19 protein-coding genes, 1 tRNA gene and 1 riboswitch are annotated in these 17,040 nt (G+C 34.3%); of the genes, 8 read left to right on the forward strand and 12 right to left on the reverse strand.

Annotation, left to right across the window (positions count from 1 at the left end; translation table 11 throughout):
- Positions 1-412 precede the first annotated feature (412 nt).
- The 3 genes from LD272_RS02515 (at position 413) to LD272_RS02525 (ending at position 3,813) form a co-directional block, all read left to right on the forward strand.
- Positions 413-610 (forward strand): YqgQ family protein, encoded by a 198-nt coding sequence (locus LD272_RS02515; RefSeq protein WP_226035302.1) that lies wholly within the window; start codon positions 413-415, stop codon positions 608-610.
- A gap of 14 nt (positions 611-624) precedes the next feature.
- Positions 625-1,602, forward strand: coding sequence for an ROK family glucokinase (locus LD272_RS02520; RefSeq protein ID WP_226035025.1), 978 nt, complete (start codon positions 625-627; stop codon positions 1,600-1,602).
- Between the two features lie 312 nt (positions 1,603-1,914).
- Complete coding sequence (locus LD272_RS02525) at positions 1,915-3,813, forward strand: LTA synthase family protein (RefSeq protein WP_226035026.1); 1,899 nt, start codon at positions 1,915-1,917, stop codon at positions 3,811-3,813.
- A gap of 230 nt (positions 3,814-4,043) precedes the next feature.
- Here LD272_RS02525 and LD272_RS02530 read toward each other — a convergent pair whose 3' ends face one another.
- Complete coding sequence (locus LD272_RS02530) at positions 4,044-4,205, reverse strand: DUF2759 domain-containing protein (RefSeq protein WP_226035027.1); 162 nt, start codon at positions 4,203-4,205, stop codon at positions 4,044-4,046.
- Between the two features lie 167 nt (positions 4,206-4,372).
- Between LD272_RS02530 and LD272_RS02535 the strand changes: the two genes are divergently transcribed.
- A complete protein-coding gene (locus LD272_RS02535; RefSeq protein WP_226035028.1) occupies positions 4,373-4,993 on the forward strand; it encodes an MBL fold metallo-hydrolase in 621 nt (206 codons plus the stop codon).
- Between the two features lie 187 nt (positions 4,994-5,180).
- On the opposite strand, the gene LD272_RS02540 is transcribed toward LD272_RS02535, so the two are convergent.
- From LD272_RS02540 to comGA, 9 genes are all read right to left on the reverse strand, one after another.
- Positions 5,181-5,423, reverse strand: coding sequence for a DUF2626 domain-containing protein (locus LD272_RS02540; protein ID WP_226035029.1), 243 nt, complete (start codon positions 5,421-5,423; stop codon positions 5,181-5,183).
- A 129-nt stretch (positions 5,424-5,552) separates the two neighbouring features.
- Positions 5,553-5,624, reverse strand: a tRNA-Gln gene (locus LD272_RS02545).
- A 65-nt stretch (positions 5,625-5,689) separates the two neighbouring features.
- Positions 5,690-6,073: a hypothetical protein gene (locus LD272_RS02550; protein ID WP_226035030.1), complete on the reverse strand. Its 384-nt coding sequence runs from the start codon at positions 6,071-6,073 to the stop codon at positions 5,690-5,692.
- Positions 6,048-6,494 (reverse strand): competence type IV pilus minor pilin ComGF, encoded by a 447-nt coding sequence (locus LD272_RS02555; RefSeq protein ID WP_369413913.1) that lies wholly within the window; start codon positions 6,492-6,494, stop codon positions 6,048-6,050. The genes LD272_RS02550 and LD272_RS02555 overlap by 26 nt, the downstream gene beginning before the upstream one ends.
- Positions 6,442-6,783, reverse strand: a complete 342-nt coding sequence (locus LD272_RS02560) for a hypothetical protein (RefSeq protein ID WP_226035031.1) — start codon at positions 6,781-6,783, stop codon at positions 6,442-6,444. The genes LD272_RS02555 and LD272_RS02560 overlap by 53 nt, the downstream gene beginning before the upstream one ends.
- Positions 6,773-7,210 (reverse strand): competence type IV pilus minor pilin ComGD, encoded by a 438-nt coding sequence (comGD, locus tag LD272_RS02565; RefSeq protein WP_226035032.1) that lies wholly within the window; start codon positions 7,208-7,210, stop codon positions 6,773-6,775. The genes LD272_RS02560 and comGD overlap by 11 nt, the downstream gene beginning before the upstream one ends.
- A gap of 4 nt (positions 7,211-7,214) precedes the next feature.
- Positions 7,215-7,526, reverse strand: a complete 312-nt coding sequence (gene comGC, locus LD272_RS02570) for a competence type IV pilus major pilin ComGC (RefSeq protein WP_226035033.1) — start codon at positions 7,524-7,526, stop codon at positions 7,215-7,217.
- A gap of 35 nt (positions 7,527-7,561) precedes the next feature.
- A complete protein-coding gene (comGB, locus tag LD272_RS02575; protein ID WP_226035304.1) occupies positions 7,562-8,620 on the reverse strand; it encodes a competence type IV pilus assembly protein ComGB in 1,059 nt (352 codons plus the stop codon).
- Positions 8,577-9,593 carry a competence type IV pilus ATPase ComGA gene (gene comGA / locus LD272_RS02580; protein WP_226035034.1) on the reverse strand — a complete coding sequence of 339 codons (1,017 nt, stop codon included), beginning with the start codon at positions 9,591-9,593 and terminating at the stop codon, positions 8,577-8,579. Before comGA ends, comGB begins: the two co-directional genes overlap by 44 nt.
- A gap of 174 nt (positions 9,594-9,767) precedes the next feature.
- On the opposite strand from comGA, the gene LD272_RS02585 reads away from it, so the two are divergent.
- Positions 9,768-9,953 (forward strand): YqzE family protein, encoded by a 186-nt coding sequence (locus LD272_RS02585; protein WP_226035035.1) that lies wholly within the window; start codon positions 9,768-9,770, stop codon positions 9,951-9,953.
- Between the two features lie 215 nt (positions 9,954-10,168).
- Here the strand turns inward: LD272_RS02585 and LD272_RS02590 are convergent, their stop codons facing one another.
- Entirely contained in the window at positions 10,169-10,981 is an 813-nt protein-coding gene (locus LD272_RS02590; protein WP_226035036.1) for a YqhG family protein, read from the reverse strand.
- A complete protein-coding gene (locus tag LD272_RS02595; protein WP_439647374.1) occupies positions 10,959-12,629 on the reverse strand; it encodes a DEAD/DEAH box helicase in 1,671 nt (556 codons plus the stop codon). Before LD272_RS02595 ends, LD272_RS02590 begins: the two co-directional genes overlap by 23 nt.
- A 166-nt stretch (positions 12,630-12,795) precedes the next feature.
- Positions 12,796-12,883: riboswitch (glycine riboswitch) on the forward strand.
- Between the two features lie 184 nt (positions 12,884-13,067).
- Between LD272_RS02595 and gcvT the strand changes: the two genes are divergently transcribed.
- The 3 genes from gcvT to gcvPB are packed head-to-tail and all read left to right on the forward strand — an operon-like array spanning position 13,068 to position 16,999.
- On the forward strand, positions 13,068-14,174 hold the full coding sequence (gene gcvT, locus LD272_RS02600; RefSeq protein WP_226035038.1) for a glycine cleavage system aminomethyltransferase GcvT: 1,107 nt from the start codon (positions 13,068-13,070) through the stop codon (positions 14,172-14,174).
- A 22-nt stretch (positions 14,175-14,196) separates the two neighbouring features.
- Positions 14,197-15,546 carry an aminomethyl-transferring glycine dehydrogenase subunit GcvPA gene (gene gcvPA / locus LD272_RS02605; RefSeq protein WP_226035039.1) on the forward strand — a complete coding sequence of 450 codons (1,350 nt, stop codon included), beginning with the start codon at positions 14,197-14,199 and terminating at the stop codon, positions 15,544-15,546.
- Positions 15,539-16,999, forward strand: coding sequence for an aminomethyl-transferring glycine dehydrogenase subunit GcvPB (gene gcvPB / locus LD272_RS02610; protein ID WP_226035040.1), 1,461 nt, complete (start codon positions 15,539-15,541; stop codon positions 16,997-16,999). The genes gcvPA and gcvPB overlap by 8 nt, the downstream gene beginning before the upstream one ends.
- Positions 17,000-17,040 lie beyond the last annotated feature (41 nt).

Raw genomic sequence — 17,040 nt, forward strand, 5'->3', positions numbered from 1 at the left:
GATCATCAATTGGATGAAGGTATTCTTTAAAAACAGATTTTGTGTTATTATTGTCCATGTGAACTCCTTATAATTAGGATTTGGACAGGACTTAGTACCTTCTGCCACTAATTATAAGGGTTTTTTTTGATTTTATGAATACTATAATCTCCCATAATTTCCATTTAATTGAATTAAATGAACACTTGACATTGTCGTTATCTTTTAATGCAACACTAGTGAGGAAATTATAAAATGGATTGCTCTGTGGATAATGGATTACTAAGTTAACCTCGTCCAGATCCAGCGCCTACCTCCGACAAGCTTTTGTTCTGTTTTAATAAATTAATCATGTATTTGTCACAGAGATAAATTATTAATGTTAATCGTTTATTTTCTGACGAACGATTGCTATAATGATATTGGTGATAAAATGAAAACGATATTTGATGTTCAACAATTATTAAAAAGGTTTGGTTCATTTATTTATACAGGTAATCGACAAGCGGATCTTGAATTGATGGAAGATGAAATTAAGGAATTATATCAATTACAATTTATAGAGATAAAAGAATATCAAATGGCGATAGTACTTCTGAGACAAGAAACAAGGAAGTTACGTGAATCATAGAGGAGCGGGTTGTAATGGAAATGAATTATTTCATTGGTGTTGATATTGGTGGAACAACAATAAAAATTGCAATAGTAAATAATGATGGACAAATTAGCAGTAAATGGGAGATTCCAACAAACAAAGATAACGATGGTGTTTCCATTCCTGAAGATATTTGGGCATCTATACAATCAAAACTAGAAAATTCACATATTGATAAAAGTAGTATTAACGGAATTGGCGCAGGTGCTCCGGGTTTCATTGATTCAGAAACTGGTAATGTTGCGCTTGCAGTAAATATTGGCTGGAAAGATTTTGAGTTAGGATCGAAATTGAAAGCATTATCTGGTCTACCTGTTTTTGTTGATAATGACGCAAACATAGCGGCTTTGGGAGAAAATTGGAAAGGTGCTGGGAACTTAGCGGAATATTTAATAGCTATCACTTTAGGAACAGGTGTCGGCGGTGGAATTATTACTAATGGTAAAGTGATTAGCGGTTTTAATGGAACAGCTGGGGAAATTGGTCATCTTACCGTTAAACCTGGTGGGGCTCCATGTAATTGTGGAAGAAATGGTTGTCTAGAAACAATTGCTTCAGCTACTGGAATAGTACGTCAGGCCATAGACATCATAAATACAGACGTTAATTCACTTTTAAAAGACCACTACCAGGCTCATGGTGATATAACAGCGAAAGATGTTTTTGATAAAGCAAAACTAGGGGACGCTTATGCAATTAAGATTGTTAATAATGTTACAGATGTCCTTGGACTTGCAATTGCCAATGCTGCTACACTAATTAATCCTTCAAAAATTGTCATTGGCGGTGGTGTTTCTAAAGCTGGTGATCAGTTGTTAAAACCTTTAAGGGAGTCATTTACTAATTATGCTCTGCCAAGAATTAGTGAGGAATGTGAATTTGTAAGTGCTCAATTAGGAAATGATGCAGGTGTTATTGGAGGAGCATTTTTAGTTAAGAAACAAGGCAGTTCTTTTCAAAAAAAATAAAAACATTGTTAAATCTACAAAAATCAATTATAATATATCAGCACCCGTATTTATCTATAAAGTATCTTATGCTGGTAAATATTGGAATGAAAATAGTTGTCGCTAGTAAAAAATGATCCCTAATAATAGGGTTTATTTTTTTTCATTCATCTACTAAAATAAAAAAATGTAAATAAAACAGTGCAAAAATGAAACTTTTCATTACGCTATATCGTCATAGTTGTAGTGGTTTATTTTTTGTGTGTGGTGGAATATAATAAATAATGTTAATTTAATGTAAATTTAGGTTATCGTGTTGAGGAGGAAGTAAGTATGTTATTAAGGTCACTAAGTCGAATTCAACTACCATTATATATACTTGCTAGTATTTTATTTGGCATTAAAACGTACGTCGTTTATCGATTTATGTTTAATATTTCAATTGAAAATGTAATGCAAGAACTTATTTTGTTTATAAACCCATTCGCTTCTGCATTTCTATTTTTTGCAATAAGTGTGTGGTTTAAAAATAGAAGGCAAATGAAATTTTTGCGGTACGGTACGTTGATTGGTACGTTAATTTTATATTTTAATCTTGTTTTTTATCGGAACTTTACTGATTTCATAACAATTCCGGTTTTATTTCAAGGAAGTAATGCGGCTGATTTAGGATCGAGTGCTCTTGCTTTGATTCATCTATCAGACTTACTCTTATTCTTGGATGTTGCTATTATCTGGATATTGAGTAAACGATACGATGGTTCTGTATCGGTAAATTATAATAAAAGAAATAGAGCGATTGTTTTAAGTGCCTCAATTCTTTTTCTATTAGGAAACTATGTTTTAGCTGAGATTGAACGACCACAACTATTACAACGTACATTTGATAGAGAATATCTGGTAAAGAACATAGGGCTGTTTAATTATCATATTTATGATGTTGCTCTACACTCAAAGTCTAAAGCACAACGTGTTTTAGCTGATGGGAATGAAATGCCTGATATTCAGAGTTATGTTGATGAGAATGCTACAAGTAAAGAGGAATCTGAGTTATTTGGTATAGCAAAAAATAAAAACGTGATTTTTATTTCACTAGAATCTGTTCAAAGTTTTGTTATAAATAACACTGTTAATGGCGAAGAAGTAACTCCTTTTATGAATGATTTGATTGAGGAAAGTTATTATTTTGAAAACTTTTACCATCAAACGGAGCAGGGTAAGACTTCCGACCATGAATTCTTAATTGATAATTCTATGTACCCACTACCAAGAGGGGCTGTATTTTTTACACATGGCCAAAATGAATTCAATGCAACACCAGAGATTCTAAAAGAACATGGCTATTATTCTTCGGTGTTCCATGCTAACAATAAGAGCTTCTGGAATCGTGATGTAATGTATGAAAATCTTGGTTATGATCAGTTTTATGAAGAAAGTGCTTATGAAATTAATGAAGAAAATTCAATTGGTTGGGGTCTAAAGGATAAATCGTTCTTTGAACAATCCGTTAAGTATCTACAATCTTTACCGGAGCCATACTATTCAAGATTTATCACTTTAACAAACCATTATCCGTTTGAATTAAGTGAAGAGGACGCTTCTATTGATCAATACAATTCTAACTCCAGAACACTAAATCAATACTTCCCGACTGTACGTTACACTGATGAGGCATTAGAGCAGTTCTTTGAACAATTAAAAGAGTCTGGAGAATACGAAAACTCGATATTTGTTATTTTGGGGGATCACTATGGAATAAGTGATTTCCATAATAAAGCAATGAGTATGTACTTGGATAAAGAAAAAATCACCGCATATGATCATGTTCAATTACAACGAGTACCATTCTTTATTCACATACCAGGTCAAGAAGGCAGGGTGATATCTGATGTCGCAGGGCAAATAGATGTGAAGCCTACTTTACTTCGTTTACTTGGTATCGAGAATGAGGATGACATAACGTTTGGTACTGATTTATTTGCTGCTAATAATAAAGACTTTATTGCACTGCGAGACGGTAGTTTTATAAGTGAAGACTATGTTTATTCGAAGGATCAATGTTTTGACCGTGAGTCAGGGGAATTAATTTATGCGAAGACTACTGGTGTTGAAGATGATGCAGAGAATGCATGTCAACCGATAAAGGAAAAAGTTGATAAAGAACTATCTTACTCAGATCAAATCATATATGGTGATCTGTTTAGATTTTATAAATTCAATGCGAATGACTAACAAATAGCTTCAACAGAAATAGAAAAACGAGTATGAAACCAATTGGTTTCATACTCGTTTTTTACTAGTTAGAAGTAATAAAGTTGGGTTCTATAATAAATATGGCGTCCTTTATTAACACGGAAAAAGGATAAGAAAAACCATTATAACTTGTGGTTTTATTACTATTCAATCTAAATAAAAGATCCTTTACTTATGATAGTAAAAGATCTTAGGATTTTAGGTTATTATTAGAACAATGGAGAAAAAATTGTCATGACTGAAAACCAACCAAATACTAGTGTAGAAGCACCGGCAAAAGCGACAGCAAAGAAGTTTTTAGTTTTTAACTCTCTTAAAACTGCAACTGCACATAATATTGCTATAACTAAAAAGATTATTGCCAATTCCATTATTCTCAGACCTCCTTGTGAGTCTCCCGAACCCAAAAATTGATATAGGGACTTATATTTATTATTATGTAGTAGATATGATCTCCTCATACATTCTAAAACAAAATTTTAAATTTGTCGAGTATATCAAAAGATAAAATTCTATTTAAAAAAGAAGGAGAAGTTTTATGAATATAACGAAAATGTCTTTAGGTCCTTTAGGGACTAATTGTTACTTAGTATCCAATGAAACTGACGCTATCATATTTGATCCCGGAGGCGATAGTTATAAGATAATAAACTACCTGGAGAAAGTTAAATTGAACCCAAAAGCAATTTTATTAACTCATGGTCATTTTGATCATATTGGTGCCGTTGACCACGTACGCGAATATTTTAATATTCCAGTCTATATTCATAAGCGGGAAGCAGAGTGGTTAGAAGATCCGAACCTAAATGGATCAGCTCTTTTTCCTGTTGGTCAAATTACCGCGAAAAGTCCTGATTATTTATTAGATGTTGGCAACATGACGATAGGGGACATGCAGTTTGAAATTAGGCATACACCAGGACACTCCCCAGGTGGTGTTGTCTTTATTTTTCATGGAGATGGTCATATTATTGGTGGGGATAGTTTATTTCAATCAGGGATAGGGAGGACTGATTTGCCAGGAGGTAATCATCAACAGTTACTTAATAGTATCAGAAAACAACTATTTACTTTAAAGGATTCTTTTGTTGTTCATCCTGGCCATGGGGAGGATACTACAATTAAAGAAGAACAGGAGCATAATCCTTTTTTAACCTAGTAAAAAATAATCTCTCCCTTTCATAAGGAAGAGATTATTGAGGGGGATGTGCTCTCTTTGTTGGATGGGATAAAGTTAAGTTACTATATTTATATTATATATTAATTCAATTATTGTCAATAGTCAGAATATTATAAGTGAATAATAAAAAGGCTCCAATCACCTAAAAATGATTAGAGCCTTTTTATTAATGTCCAAATCCGGGAACTAGTATGAAGTTTGAATAGTAAGTAAATCCAATAAAAAATATAGTGCAATATGCACCAAATAAGTACATATACATTCTTTCAGACAAATTCAAGAATCCAACTCCTAGAAAGAAAACGGTTTGAGCTAAAAATAGGAAAGCCATGCTTTGCATTTCACCGACAAAAAACATGACAGCGAATATTCCTGTCCAAAAAGAAAGCATTCGAAACGTTCTGTCCATACTTCCCCCTCCTTTACAAAAGGTATGTATCATGGTTATTATATACGAGGAAAAAGAGAATGTAAATTAATCTTCACACAAAAACTTGATTATTTAAAATTAAAACAAATTTAATAGTTATCGGATTTACTGGGCTAGCTGGATTCGAACCAACGAATGACGGAATCAAAATCCGCTGCCTTACCACTTGGCTATAGCCCATTAATTTCTTCATCTACTATCGTTTGCGATTTGCTCGGGCAATATTCATTTTAGTTAACATTTTTTTATTCAAGGTGAATGCTAGAAAATGTGACGTACTTACTTTGTTTGGTTGTAGAGATATCATATTTTGCATAAATATTTTTCTCTGTGTAAGATAATACCGTAATGTCAACTGAGCCGTGCGGAAAGAAAAATGTGTATTGATTTGAGGTATTTAAATTCTCGGGTAAAAGCTCTTGCTTAAATTGCGATTTCCCCATTTGAAATAACGTATCTATTTTTAATTGCTCTTCGTTGAAATTTGTCATTTCAATGTTGTTGCGATATAAGTTTATACTCCCAGTTATTGTTACTAACACTAGAACAACAATAAAAGCTACATAAGGAAATATGAATCCATCCCTATTAGCGAAGAACTCATTAATAAAAGCTAAACGTTTTCTCATAATGTACTCCTTCAATTGTTGTGATTGCAATTTTAATTCCAGTTGTTAAGGGGATAATCAAAAACTCGCTTACGTTGCGTAGTAAGATCTCATGTCCTAAGTTGCCCACTCTTCTCCGAACCAAAGACTGATATTTATCTATCGTTACTGTTTCTCCATTTTCTTGCTGTAGGGTTATTACAGAATCCTCAACTGAATATGATATAGCGATATGAAACTCTTCATTTATGAAATGGAAAAATTGATTCACTGATAAATCCTCGTAATAAGATTCATGTTGGATTGTGTTTATGATGTAAGGAAGGATTGGTAAAGTAATGAAAATTATCGAAGTTGCTAATAATAAAGAAATGAGTGTAAACCCTTTTTCATTCTTGTGGAAATCCATATAAACAAAAATTTTCGAGTATGTCTTTTTCATTGTTCCATTCAGCACATCCTTTAACTAAATTATCTTCTTTTGTAAAGGTGAATGTCACCTGCCTCTTATTTACTTTCATTTCATGATTTACCGGCAACTTGAATGTTTTCCATATATAAAGTTGTAATTCATCGTGTAAAGTAGATTGAATAGATCGACGTTGACTTAATATGTGTTCCTCTAGTTTTATTTGATTTAAAATAGGAATAAATGTAAATGTAATTGTTAAAACAATACTTAGTGAGGCTAGTGCCTCAATCAGGAAATAGCCTCTAGAATTATTTTTCAATTATATAGCCCCTTCCTTTACCGAAAGGGAGGAACACCTGATAATGAGATTCTCCCGTCTTGATGGAGAACATGCCTGGATTTTTAATCGTGCCATTGAAAGTAAAGGAGATTGGCATAGTAAGTGTCATGAGTTGGACATTCCAGTTGGATGGTATATTACGTTTTGTTATTATTTTTCCAGTGCCTCCTTTTCGAATGATATAGTTATGTTGATCTGGATGAATCGTCATATTAAATGTTTCTCTTTTAATCAAAGTGATGTATTGCATGTACAACACATCACTTTGAAAAAGTTGTAAAAATTGATCTTCTTGATAATGCTTTATGACATGTGTCTGGAAAAGAGAGCCAATTGATAAAAGTACAATGGAAGCACTAAGTACGATTAAAACTTCTATTAATGTAAATCCATTAGTATTTTTCATTTGCTCACTTGATTACTTCTACAACTTCGACTGTATTATTTTCTGTTAACTGTACTTTTTGGGTGCCATTTGCACAAGTATCCATTTTTAGATATTTTGAAGTTATTAATGTTTGAATATCCTCTGCTTTTTTTCCCGTATCAATTTCATAGGCTTGGAGCTGGCTTTCGGTCATTTGAGCCAAGGCTTTGCAACCATTATCTTGCACTTGAGTGTTTTTTTCTGCGAGGTTGGGTATTAATAATATGAGCAACGTACTAATAATTGTTAAAACAATTAACATTTCTATTAATGTGAATCCTTTTTGATTTGTCATTTAGATTCCTCAATTCTTATAGGTTGTGTTAATTCTTATATCGACTGTATTAATTGGAACATTGGGAGCATTAAAGACAAGTAAATAAAAATTATTAAACCTGCCATTAATATAAAGAAAATAGGCTGAATTAGCGATAATAGTTTTTTAGCCTTTTCCTGGATTTGATCAATAAGAAATTCTGAATAAATTTGTAAATCTTTTTCTAGTGTATGGTTGTTGATGTTTTCCTGGAAAATGGTTGATAACTCTTCCTCAAATAATAAAAAAGACGGTAGTATCTCAGAGAGTTCAAAGCCTTTCTCAATTTCTTGGATCATTTGGTCAGAGTAGTATGCTATTATAAACTCTTTTGGTTGCTTTTTGAGCGTTTGTAAAGCCTCTCTAAGGGAAGATCCAGCCTTAAGTAGGGAACTTAGATGCAATGAAAAGAGAAATGTTGTATTTAATCTAATAAAGCTTCTAACAATTGGTATTGCGTTATAAATTTGTATTTTAAGTTTAGTTTTAAATTTAGTTTTAAAAAGTTGCCAAGACAAGGTTATGGCTGTGATGAGTACAATGAGAATTAACAATGCATTGAAAAGAACATTAATAACAATAACTGATGTATTTGTTATAGCTGAAGCATTGCTCATTGAGGAGAATAACTGAAGAAACGATGGATAAACGGATGTCTTTACAAAGTATAGCAATACTAAAATTAACAGAAGTAGTATAAATGGATATCTTGATGTCTGTTGGAATTTTTTAATGTTTTCCATTTGTTGTTTTAGCATGACGCAACAATGATTTAAAGTTCCGTTTAAATCACTATTTGAATTCGAAAAATACATAAATGATACTACTTTTTCATTGAAGTTGGCACCTTCTAATGCTTGATCAATAGAAGCGCCTTCTTGTAACTTATCACGTATTCGCTCAGTATAAATAGCCCATCTACTATCCCAGTTTAATATATCTAAGGCATGAAGAAGTGTGTAGCCATTTTGTATCAATTGACTAAGGCGGTATAAAAAGTTGTATTGGTCTTTTAATGATAACTTTTTGTTATTTACCAACCATGTTAAAAACTTCCTTTGTAGAGAAACCATAGGCAAAGGCTTTCCTCCTTAACCGATCAAAGGAATCAAAATATTCATTGATTTCCAGTGATCCTTGATTAATCACTTGGTGCAGGAGTTTTTTGTCTAGCAATTCTAGAATTGCTGCTCGTGATGGGAGAAAATCATTTGTATTAATTGGGAGTAACTGCAATGATGCTACTGCAATTAAACTTTGCTCAAGGTCTGTTTTCTTAATTCCCATTTCCAACAGACGGTGAATTGTTCCGACGGCATCCTTTGCATGTAGTGTACTTAAAACGAGGTGGCCAGTATAAGAGGCGTGAAAAGCAAAATGGGCTGTCTCTTTATCGCGAATTTCACCGACCATTATGATGTCTGGGTCATGACGAAGTGCTGCCTTAAGTCCTGCGTTATAAGTAATGCCAGCTTTTTCGTTCACTTGTACCTGGAGAATGTTACTCATTTCCTTTTCAATTGGATCTTCAAGAGTAATGGTTTGAAAGGATTGTTCTCTTAGCAAAGATTGGAGTAATGCATATAGGGTGGTGGTTTTACCACTTCCAGTCGGACCAGTGAATAGGATAATTCCAGAGCGCTTTGAAATCCAACTTTTTATTGTAGCTAATTGATTTGGAAACAGAAACAATTGTTCTAGTTGGTGTGCATCATTTTGAGGTAGTAGTCTAATTGCAAGGCTTTCCGAGGTATTTACCGGAAGAGTAGATAGACGTAATGAAAACTGTAAATGATGTGTATGAAATGAAATCGTACCGTGTTGAGGTTTTCTTTTTTCTCCAATGTCCATCCCAGAAGTAAACTTATAATATGTTAATAACGTTTCGAATTGCTTTTTAGGGATGGATTGATGAAATATTCTTTTTCCATGAACTCTAAAAAATATTTCAGTTTTATTTGAAGAGGGGCAAAAATGAATATCAGATGCGGTAGCTTGAATAGCGGATAGGAGAAGATTTTTAGAATATACTGCAGCAGGGTTCAACCTTAAATTCACCTCTTTTTCTGTTATAGTTGTACAATATTCGACATAAACTTTAAAAGTCCTTCAAGGAAATTTATTTTTTAAAAAATATTTACTGACTATTAGGTTTGGGTTAGTGTAACTCTTTATGGTTATACTAAGGGTATAAGCTAACTTTCCCCTTGAGGTGATTATATGTCAGGAAATGATTATGTGAAATTTATGACACAAGAGATTGTAAAGTATATGGATACTCCACAAGATGAACGAAAAAAAAGGAAAAATAAACAGCGTATGTCCAAAGAAAACAATATCTCAGGTCGCTGGTTTGGTTTATTGCCATTTGCTTTTAAATTATTAGTTAAGAAAAAAAAGCAATAGCAGGGCTCCATGTTTTAGTGGACCCTGCTATTTTTAATTGCTTAGGAAATTAAAAATGTCGTGTGGATGATTTTTGACAAGGTTAAACCGCGTCCAAGCTCCAGCGCCTGAGGTCTTAAGTCAATCCTCTCTGTGACAAAAATCGATACGCTGAGGCTTGTCTTATTGCTCTTGGGTGAAAGGCGCCCTACACATTTGTTTTGAAAAAGTCAAACTTAATTTTTCCCTGTCAATTTGTTTGAAGATTTTTGAGACAAATAGAAGATACCGCCATTAACTACCTCGATACTTATTTGTGGTTTAAACCGATTTTCAATAGCTACTAATTCTTGTGTCATTTGATTTTTATATTCATCATCTTCGTTCGTGTTTTTATAGAAGTGTTCGAGTAATTTTTGTTCTTCTTCTAAATACCGCCAAGATTCCTCGGCCCAAGAGTGATCGTAATTTTGTAAGTAGCTTTCAATATATTGAATTATTCTCAGGTAGCCACTCTTTGGACGGATAAGCGGTGTGATTGTGTAGCAAAAGTCAGGAATGGATGATTGTAATGTCATTGCATCTAACTCGTCCATAATATGAGTGATCATTGCTCCATTAATTAACTGAAGTCCAATCGACTTAATTTCGTCTTTTTTATGCTTACCTGTATAACTTATTTTACTATTGATAACCAACCAAGGAACAAGCGCTGTTCTTTGTGTGGGTGCTATTTGTTGATAAATTTTTGTGAATTTTCCTTGTGAGATCAACGTGTTGAATATTTGATGTAGTCTTGGACTTCCGAAATGTATCCATTCCCCTTCTTCATCTCTCCGATCTGGATTTGTAATAAAAGTAATTCCCATCGGCTCACCCGGATATCCAAGTGTTTTCACGTATTGCCAATAAAATGGACGATTCATGAGTATTTCATCCATTTCAGCTGTTAATTGAACACTCAATTTACCATTATTATTCTCAGTAATGTCACATTGGTTCGCTGTGAAATAATCTGTTAGGAAATCATGAAGATTCTCGAGTCCCATTGAAGTCCTCCTCTGTTTGATTATCTTGTGCAAATGAAATGACGGAAGAAAGGTTATCTAATTTAATTTTAACTTCGCCGTCAGTTTTTGATTCATTAAAAATTGTTTCTATTTCGCTTTCAACATCATTAATATCTAATTCAGATAAAATTGCATCTAAATTACCAACTACACGCTCGAACAATTTGATTTTTTCATATAATAAATTTAGTACATGTTCTTCCATCGTGTCCCTGATAGCAAAATTGTATATGTTTACATCAGATTCTTGCCCGAATCTATGAATTCTGCCGATTCTTTGTTCAAGACGCATTGGATTCCATGGAAGATCATAATTAATCATGTTATTGCAAAACTGTAAATTAATTCCTTCTCCTCCAGCTTCAGTTGCAATTAAAACTTGAGCATGATTCTCAAATAATTGTCTCATCCAGTCTTTTTTTCCGCGTTTAAAGCCACCTCGAAAAGGTACAGATGAGATGCCGTGTTGTTGCAGATACCATTGTAAATATAATTGGCTTGCGCGATATTCGGTGAAAATGATAAATTTCTCATCTGTGTTCTCGATCAACTCAATAACTTTATGTGCCTTTGCGTGGTGTGGAAGTTGTTCAATTTGTTTCATCAAATTATCATAATCTGCTCGATTAGAAATCTCTCTATCTTGGCTTAGTAATTTTCTTAAAGATAGATAGCATGCTTCTCTGGATGAGCATAATTCTCTTGTATAAGTAATTGACGAAAAATTTGGTGACTCCTTTGAAATTCTACTTAATTCTTGATAGGCGGATTGTTCTTCTGGTGTGAAATCAATCCAAATAGTTTCGACGTTTCGTTTCGTCCAGTCAATCCCGGTGTCTTCTCTACGGTTACGCACCATTACTTTTTGAATAAGTTGTTTAAGATGAGCATCATTAAATAAGTTTTTACGATCCTTCCCGAATAAATCAGTGAAATCTTCATAGTTACCCAGATGGCCTGGCTTTAAAATAGATACAAGGTTAAATATATCAATTAACTTATTTTGGACAGGAGTTGCAGTTAACAATAAACAGTATTTTTTCTTTAATGAACGAACAAACTCGTAATTTTTTGTTTTGTGATTCTTCAGTTTGTGTGCTTCATCTATTAATACAAAATCATATTCTTGTTTTAGAATAATATCCCTGTGCGGTGGGCGTTTTGCTGTGTCGATAGAAGTAACAACTATATTTTGCTGATCCCATACAGGTCTTCTTCTCTGAGAGATTGCCGGAATATAAAATTTTTGACTTAATTCATTTACCCATTGATTAACTAAGGATGCTGGTACAAGAATTAACGCTTTTTTAACGAGTCCTCTAATCATATATTCCTTTAAAACTAAACCAGCTTCTATCGTCTTACCAAGACCAACTTCATCAGCAAGAAGTCCTCTACCGTTCATTTCTTCAACCACTTGCTGTGCACAATCCAATTGATGTTGAAGGAAATTCACATGCGGTAAACGCTTAGGAGCTGATAAACCCTTGAAATCTGGATTTGTAGTAGCCAATGCAGAACGATATGACATTCGAAAAAGATCCCAAGAGCTAAAGGAGCCTTCGTTTTCTAATTTCGTATCAAGTTCATCTATAAATTCTTGGTCACGATTTAGTTGAATGTTCATCATAACTCACCTTTCTAGAATTAATTTTTAACTAGTAAACACAACATTCTTTTACACAGATAAGATACGCTATGATATAATGATTTTGATTTGTTAGATAATTAATTTAAAAATACAATTGATTGCATGTAGTATGCCCATGTTTGGACAATTTAAAATGTAGCGTATGATTTCAAGAGGAGAGACTACTTAGGTAGCGCCGAAGGAGCAAACAAACCCGTGAATCTCTCAGGCAAAAAGACTCTTGGATGACGCAACTCTGGAGAATGTTTACATTTAGTAAACTACCCAAGAAGCATGCTTTGATAAATAAGCTGTACTATTTATCTTGTGCGAAACTTTCTGGTAAAAGGACAGAGAATTCACTTATTATTGGTGGATTCTCTGTTTTTTTCTGCTTACTTTTATTATCAATAAAAATAAATAGGAGTTGATTAAATGTCTGAATTAAAACGAACGCCACTTTATCCAGAATATAAAAAACTAGGTGCTAAAACGATTGATTTTGGTGGATGGGACATGCCAGTACAATTTTCAAGTATTAAACAGGAACATTATGCAACAAGAAAAGCGGCTGGATTATTTGACGTTTCGCATATGGGAGAAATTTTAGTTGAAGGTGAGACAAGTGAAACGTATTTGCAAAACATGCTAACAAACGATGTTTCTAAATTAATTCCTAAAAAAGCCCAGTACACGATGATGTGCTATCCAAATGGGGGAACAGTAGACGATCTTATTGTTTATAAACTCGAAAAAAACAAATACTTGCTCGTAGTTAACGCTTCAAATACAGAAAAAGATTACCAATGGTTAAAAACGCATCAAACAGAAGGTGTTTTAATCACAAATTGTTCGGAATATTTTGTCCAATTAGCTCTGCAAGGACCTAAAGCAAATCAAGTCTTACAGAAAATAACCAAAACAGACTTATCAGAAATCAAATTCTTTGGGTTTGAAAATAAAGTTAGATTTGACGGAATAGATGTAGATGCTATCGTATCTCGTACAGGATATACAGGAGAAGATGGGTTTGAAATCTATCTTCAAGCTGAAGCCGGTCCTTTGCTTTGGAGGAGAATAATGGATGCAGGTGAATCAGAGGGAATTCAGCCAGTCGGACTTGGAGCAAGAGACACGTTGAGGTTTGAAGCAAAGCTCGCGTTGTATGGTCAGGAGTTGACTGAGAATATTTCTCCAATTGAGGCTGGTTTAGGATTTGCTGTTAAAACAGACAAAGACTCTGATTTTATTGGAAAAGAAGTATTAAAAAAACAAAAAGAAAATGGAACTAAACGAAAGCTCGTTGGAATTGAGATGATTGAGAAGGGAATTCCTCGTCATGGCTATCAGGTGTTTTTTGACGAAGAAGAGATTGGCTTTATTACTACTGGTACACAGTCACCAACACTCAATAAGAATATAGGCTTGGCGCTGATTCGTACAGAAAATGCACAATTAGGTAGCGAACTATATGTTCAAGTAAGAAAAAACAGGTTGAAAGCAGTAGTTGTACCGACACCATTTTATAAACGTCCTAACTAATAGATACCAAGGGGGAGAGAATATGGAATTTCGTTACTTACCCATGACTGACGAAGATAAAAAAGCAATGCTAGAAAAGATAGGCATTCGTTCGACGGAACAATTGTTTTCTGATATTCCTGAACAAGTAAGATTGAAAAAGGATTTGAATCTGAAATTTCCGACAAGTGAACCACAGCTTATGAGTGAGTTAACTGCTTTATCCAAGAAAAACGTAAATGTAAAAACTCACACATCGTTCCTAGGTGCCGGAGTGTATGACCATTATATTCCATCTATTGTTGATCATATTATTTCTCGTTCTGAATTTTATACTGCCTATACTCCATACCAACCTGAGATATCTCAAGGTGAATTACAAGCGATTTTTGAATTTCAAACAATGATTTGTGAATTAACTGGCATGGATGTTGCTAATTCATCTATGTATGATGGAGCTACAGCGCTTGCAGAAGCAACAAATTTAAGTGCTGCTCAAACAAAAAGAAACAAAATTTTAGTTTCTAAAGCGGTTCATCCTGAATCAAGGGCGGTCATCAAGTCGTACTCAAGTGGTCAACGAGTAGAAGTCGTAGAGATTGATCATAAGGACGGGGTGACAGATTTAGATGCATTAAAAAAGGAAATCGATGAACATACTGCTAGTGTAGTACTTCAATATCCTAACTTTTTCGGGCAAATTGAACCTTTAAAAGAAGTTGAAGAGCTACTTAAGGAACATGAGAAAACGATGTTAATCGTCTCAAGTAATCCTTTGGCATTAGGTTACCTAACTCCACCCGGAGAATTTGGTGCTGATATTGTCGTAGGAGATACTCAAGTATTCGGGATACCTTCACAATATGGCGGACCACATTGTGGTTATTTTGCTACAACAAAAAAACTAATGCGAAAGGTTCCGGGCAGATTGGTAGGACAAACAGTTGATGAAGATGGAATACGTGGTTTTGTTTTAACTTTGCAGGCTAGAGAGCAACATATTAGAAGAGATAAGGCTACATCAAATATTTGTTCCAATCAAGCGTTAAATGCGCTGGCATCATCAGTAGCGATGAGTTCCCTTGGTAAACAAGGGATTAAAAAAATGGCTTGGTTAAATATGCAAAAAGCTTACTATATGAAAAAGCGATTAAATGATCATCAGATTCCAGTTACATTTAATGGAGCTTTATTTAATGAAATAGTAGTCGATGTAAAGCATTCGGTATCTAAAGTTAATGATCAACTGCTCGGGCTTGGGTTTATCGGTGGTTATGATTTAGAGAAATTTGATTCACAATTTAAAGGGAAAATGTTAATCGCGATCACTGAGATTCGTACGAAGGCTGAGATAGATGCTTTTGTTAAGGAAGTGGGGGATATCCGTGGCTAATCAAGACTTTCCATTAATATTTGAACACAGTAAGGCAGGTAGAACGAGCTACAGTTTACCAGAAATTGATGTGCCAGAAATAGATTTAAATAATGAATTAGCATCTGCTTATATAAGAGAGACTGAACCTGATTTACCAGAAGTAAGTGAGCTAGAGATTGTCAGACACTATACTGGCCTATCGAGACGGAACTATGGTGTTGATTCAGGATTTTATCCACTTGGTTCTTGCACGATGAAGTATAATCCGAAAATGAATGAAGATGTTGCTAGATTGGAAGGGTTTAGTCAAATTCACCCGTATCAAGACACAAAAACAGTTCAAGGTGCGCTTGAAGTCATGTATGACCTGCAAACATCATTAGCTGAAATAACGGGGATGGCCGAAGTATCACTTCAACCAGCTGCGGGAGCTCAAGGTGAGTGGACCGGACTAATGATGATTCGTGCATTACATGAAGCAAACGGCGATAGGAACCGGACGAAGGTAATTATACCTGATTCAGCCCATGGTACAAATCCGGCATCTGCTTCTGTTGCAGGGTTTGAAGCTATTACAGTTAAATCAAATGAACGAGGATTAGTCGATTTAGAGGATTTAAAAAGAGTGGTAGGTAACGATACAGCAGCACTTATGCTAACGAACCCTAATACGTTAGGTTTATTTGAAGAACAAATTGTCGAAATGGCACAGATTGTTCATGATGCAGGAGGCAAACTTTATTATGACGGAGCTAATCTAAATGCAATTATGGGTTATGCTAGGCCAGGAGACATGGGATTTGATGTTGTTCATTTAAACCTTCATAAAACCTTTACAGGACCACATGGTGGGGGCGGACCTGGTTCTGGACCAGTAGGTGTATCAAGTGAATTGGCTAAGTTCCTACCGAAACCAGTACTAGCCAAACGAGAAGATGAGTTTGTTTTTGACTTTGACCGACCTGATTCGATAGGAAGAGTAAAACCATACTATGGTAACTTTGGCATTAATCTGAGAGCATATACCTACATTCGTACAATGGGTGCTGAGGGGCTTAAGAAGGTAAGTGCATATGCAGTTTTAAATGCAAATTATATGATGCGTTGCTTGCAAGAAGAATATGATTTGCCTTATCCACAGCATTGTAAGCATGAATTTGTTTTATCAGGAAAGAGGCAGAAAAAAATAGGTGTGCGCACACTGGATATTGCTAAACGGCTATTAGACTTTGGTTATCATCCACCAACCATCTACTTTCCATTGAATGTCGATGAAGCATTGATGATTGAACCAACGGAGACGGAATCAAAAGAAACGTTAGATGGATTTATTGAAACGATGATACAGATTTCTAGAGAAGCAAAAGAGAGTCCGGAATTAGTTCAAGAAGCACCACATACAACTATTGTTAAACGGATGGATGAGACTAGGGCAGCCAGAAAACCAATTTTACGTTACATTAAAGAATAAACTAAAAAAGACAATCCCTTCAAAAATTGAGGGGATTGTTT

This window comes from Aquibacillus saliphilus, assembly GCF_020404745.1.
In the GTDB taxonomy this organism is placed as follows: domain Bacteria; phylum Bacillota; class Bacilli; order Bacillales; family Amphibacillaceae; genus Aquibacillus; species Aquibacillus saliphilus.

Coding starts and splice junctions, on each gene's coding strand:
- LD272_RS02550 (WP_226035030.1), bottom strand. CDS start 6,073: ATGAGAAAACGTTTAGCTTTTATTAATGAGTTCTTCGCTAATAGGGAT.
- comGB (WP_226035304.1), bottom strand. CDS start 8,620: ATGGTTTCTCTACAAAGGAAGTTTTTAACATGGTTGGTAAATAACAAA.
- LD272_RS02555 (WP_369413913.1), bottom strand. CDS start 6,494: ATGAAAAAGACATACTCGAAAATTTTTGTTTATATGGATTTCCACAAG.
- LD272_RS02585 (WP_226035035.1), top strand. CDS start 9,768: ATGTCAGGAAATGATTATGTGAAATTTATGACACAAGAGATTGTAAAG.
- comGD (WP_226035032.1), bottom strand. CDS start 7,210: ATGAAAAATACTAATGGATTTACATTAATAGAAGTTTTAATCGTACTT.
- LD272_RS02535 (WP_226035028.1), top strand. CDS start 4,373: ATGAATATAACGAAAATGTCTTTAGGTCCTTTAGGGACTAATTGTTAC.
- gcvT (WP_226035038.1), top strand. CDS start 13,068: ATGTCTGAATTAAAACGAACGCCACTTTATCCAGAATATAAAAAACTA.
- gcvPA (WP_226035039.1), top strand. CDS start 14,197: ATGGAATTTCGTTACTTACCCATGACTGACGAAGATAAAAAAGCAATG.
- LD272_RS02590 (WP_226035036.1), bottom strand. CDS start 10,981: ATGGGACTCGAGAATCTTCATGATTTCCTAACAGATTATTTCACAGCG.
- LD272_RS02530 (WP_226035027.1), bottom strand. CDS start 4,205: ATGGAATTGGCAATAATCTTTTTAGTTATAGCAATATTATGTGCAGTT.
- LD272_RS02595 (WP_439647374.1), bottom strand. CDS start 12,629: ATGAACATTCAACTAAATCGTGACCAAGAATTTATAGATGAACTTGAT.
- comGC (WP_226035033.1), bottom strand. CDS start 7,526: ATGACAAATCAAAAAGGATTCACATTAATAGAAATGTTAATTGTTTTA.
- LD272_RS02525 (WP_226035026.1), top strand. CDS start 1,915: ATGTTATTAAGGTCACTAAGTCGAATTCAACTACCATTATATATACTT.
- LD272_RS02540 (WP_226035029.1), bottom strand. CDS start 5,423: ATGGACAGAACGTTTCGAATGCTTTCTTTTTGGACAGGAATATTCGCT.
- LD272_RS02520 (WP_226035025.1), top strand. CDS start 625: ATGGAAATGAATTATTTCATTGGTGTTGATATTGGTGGAACAACAATA.
- LD272_RS02515 (WP_226035302.1), top strand. CDS start 413: ATGAAAACGATATTTGATGTTCAACAATTATTAAAAAGGTTTGGTTCA.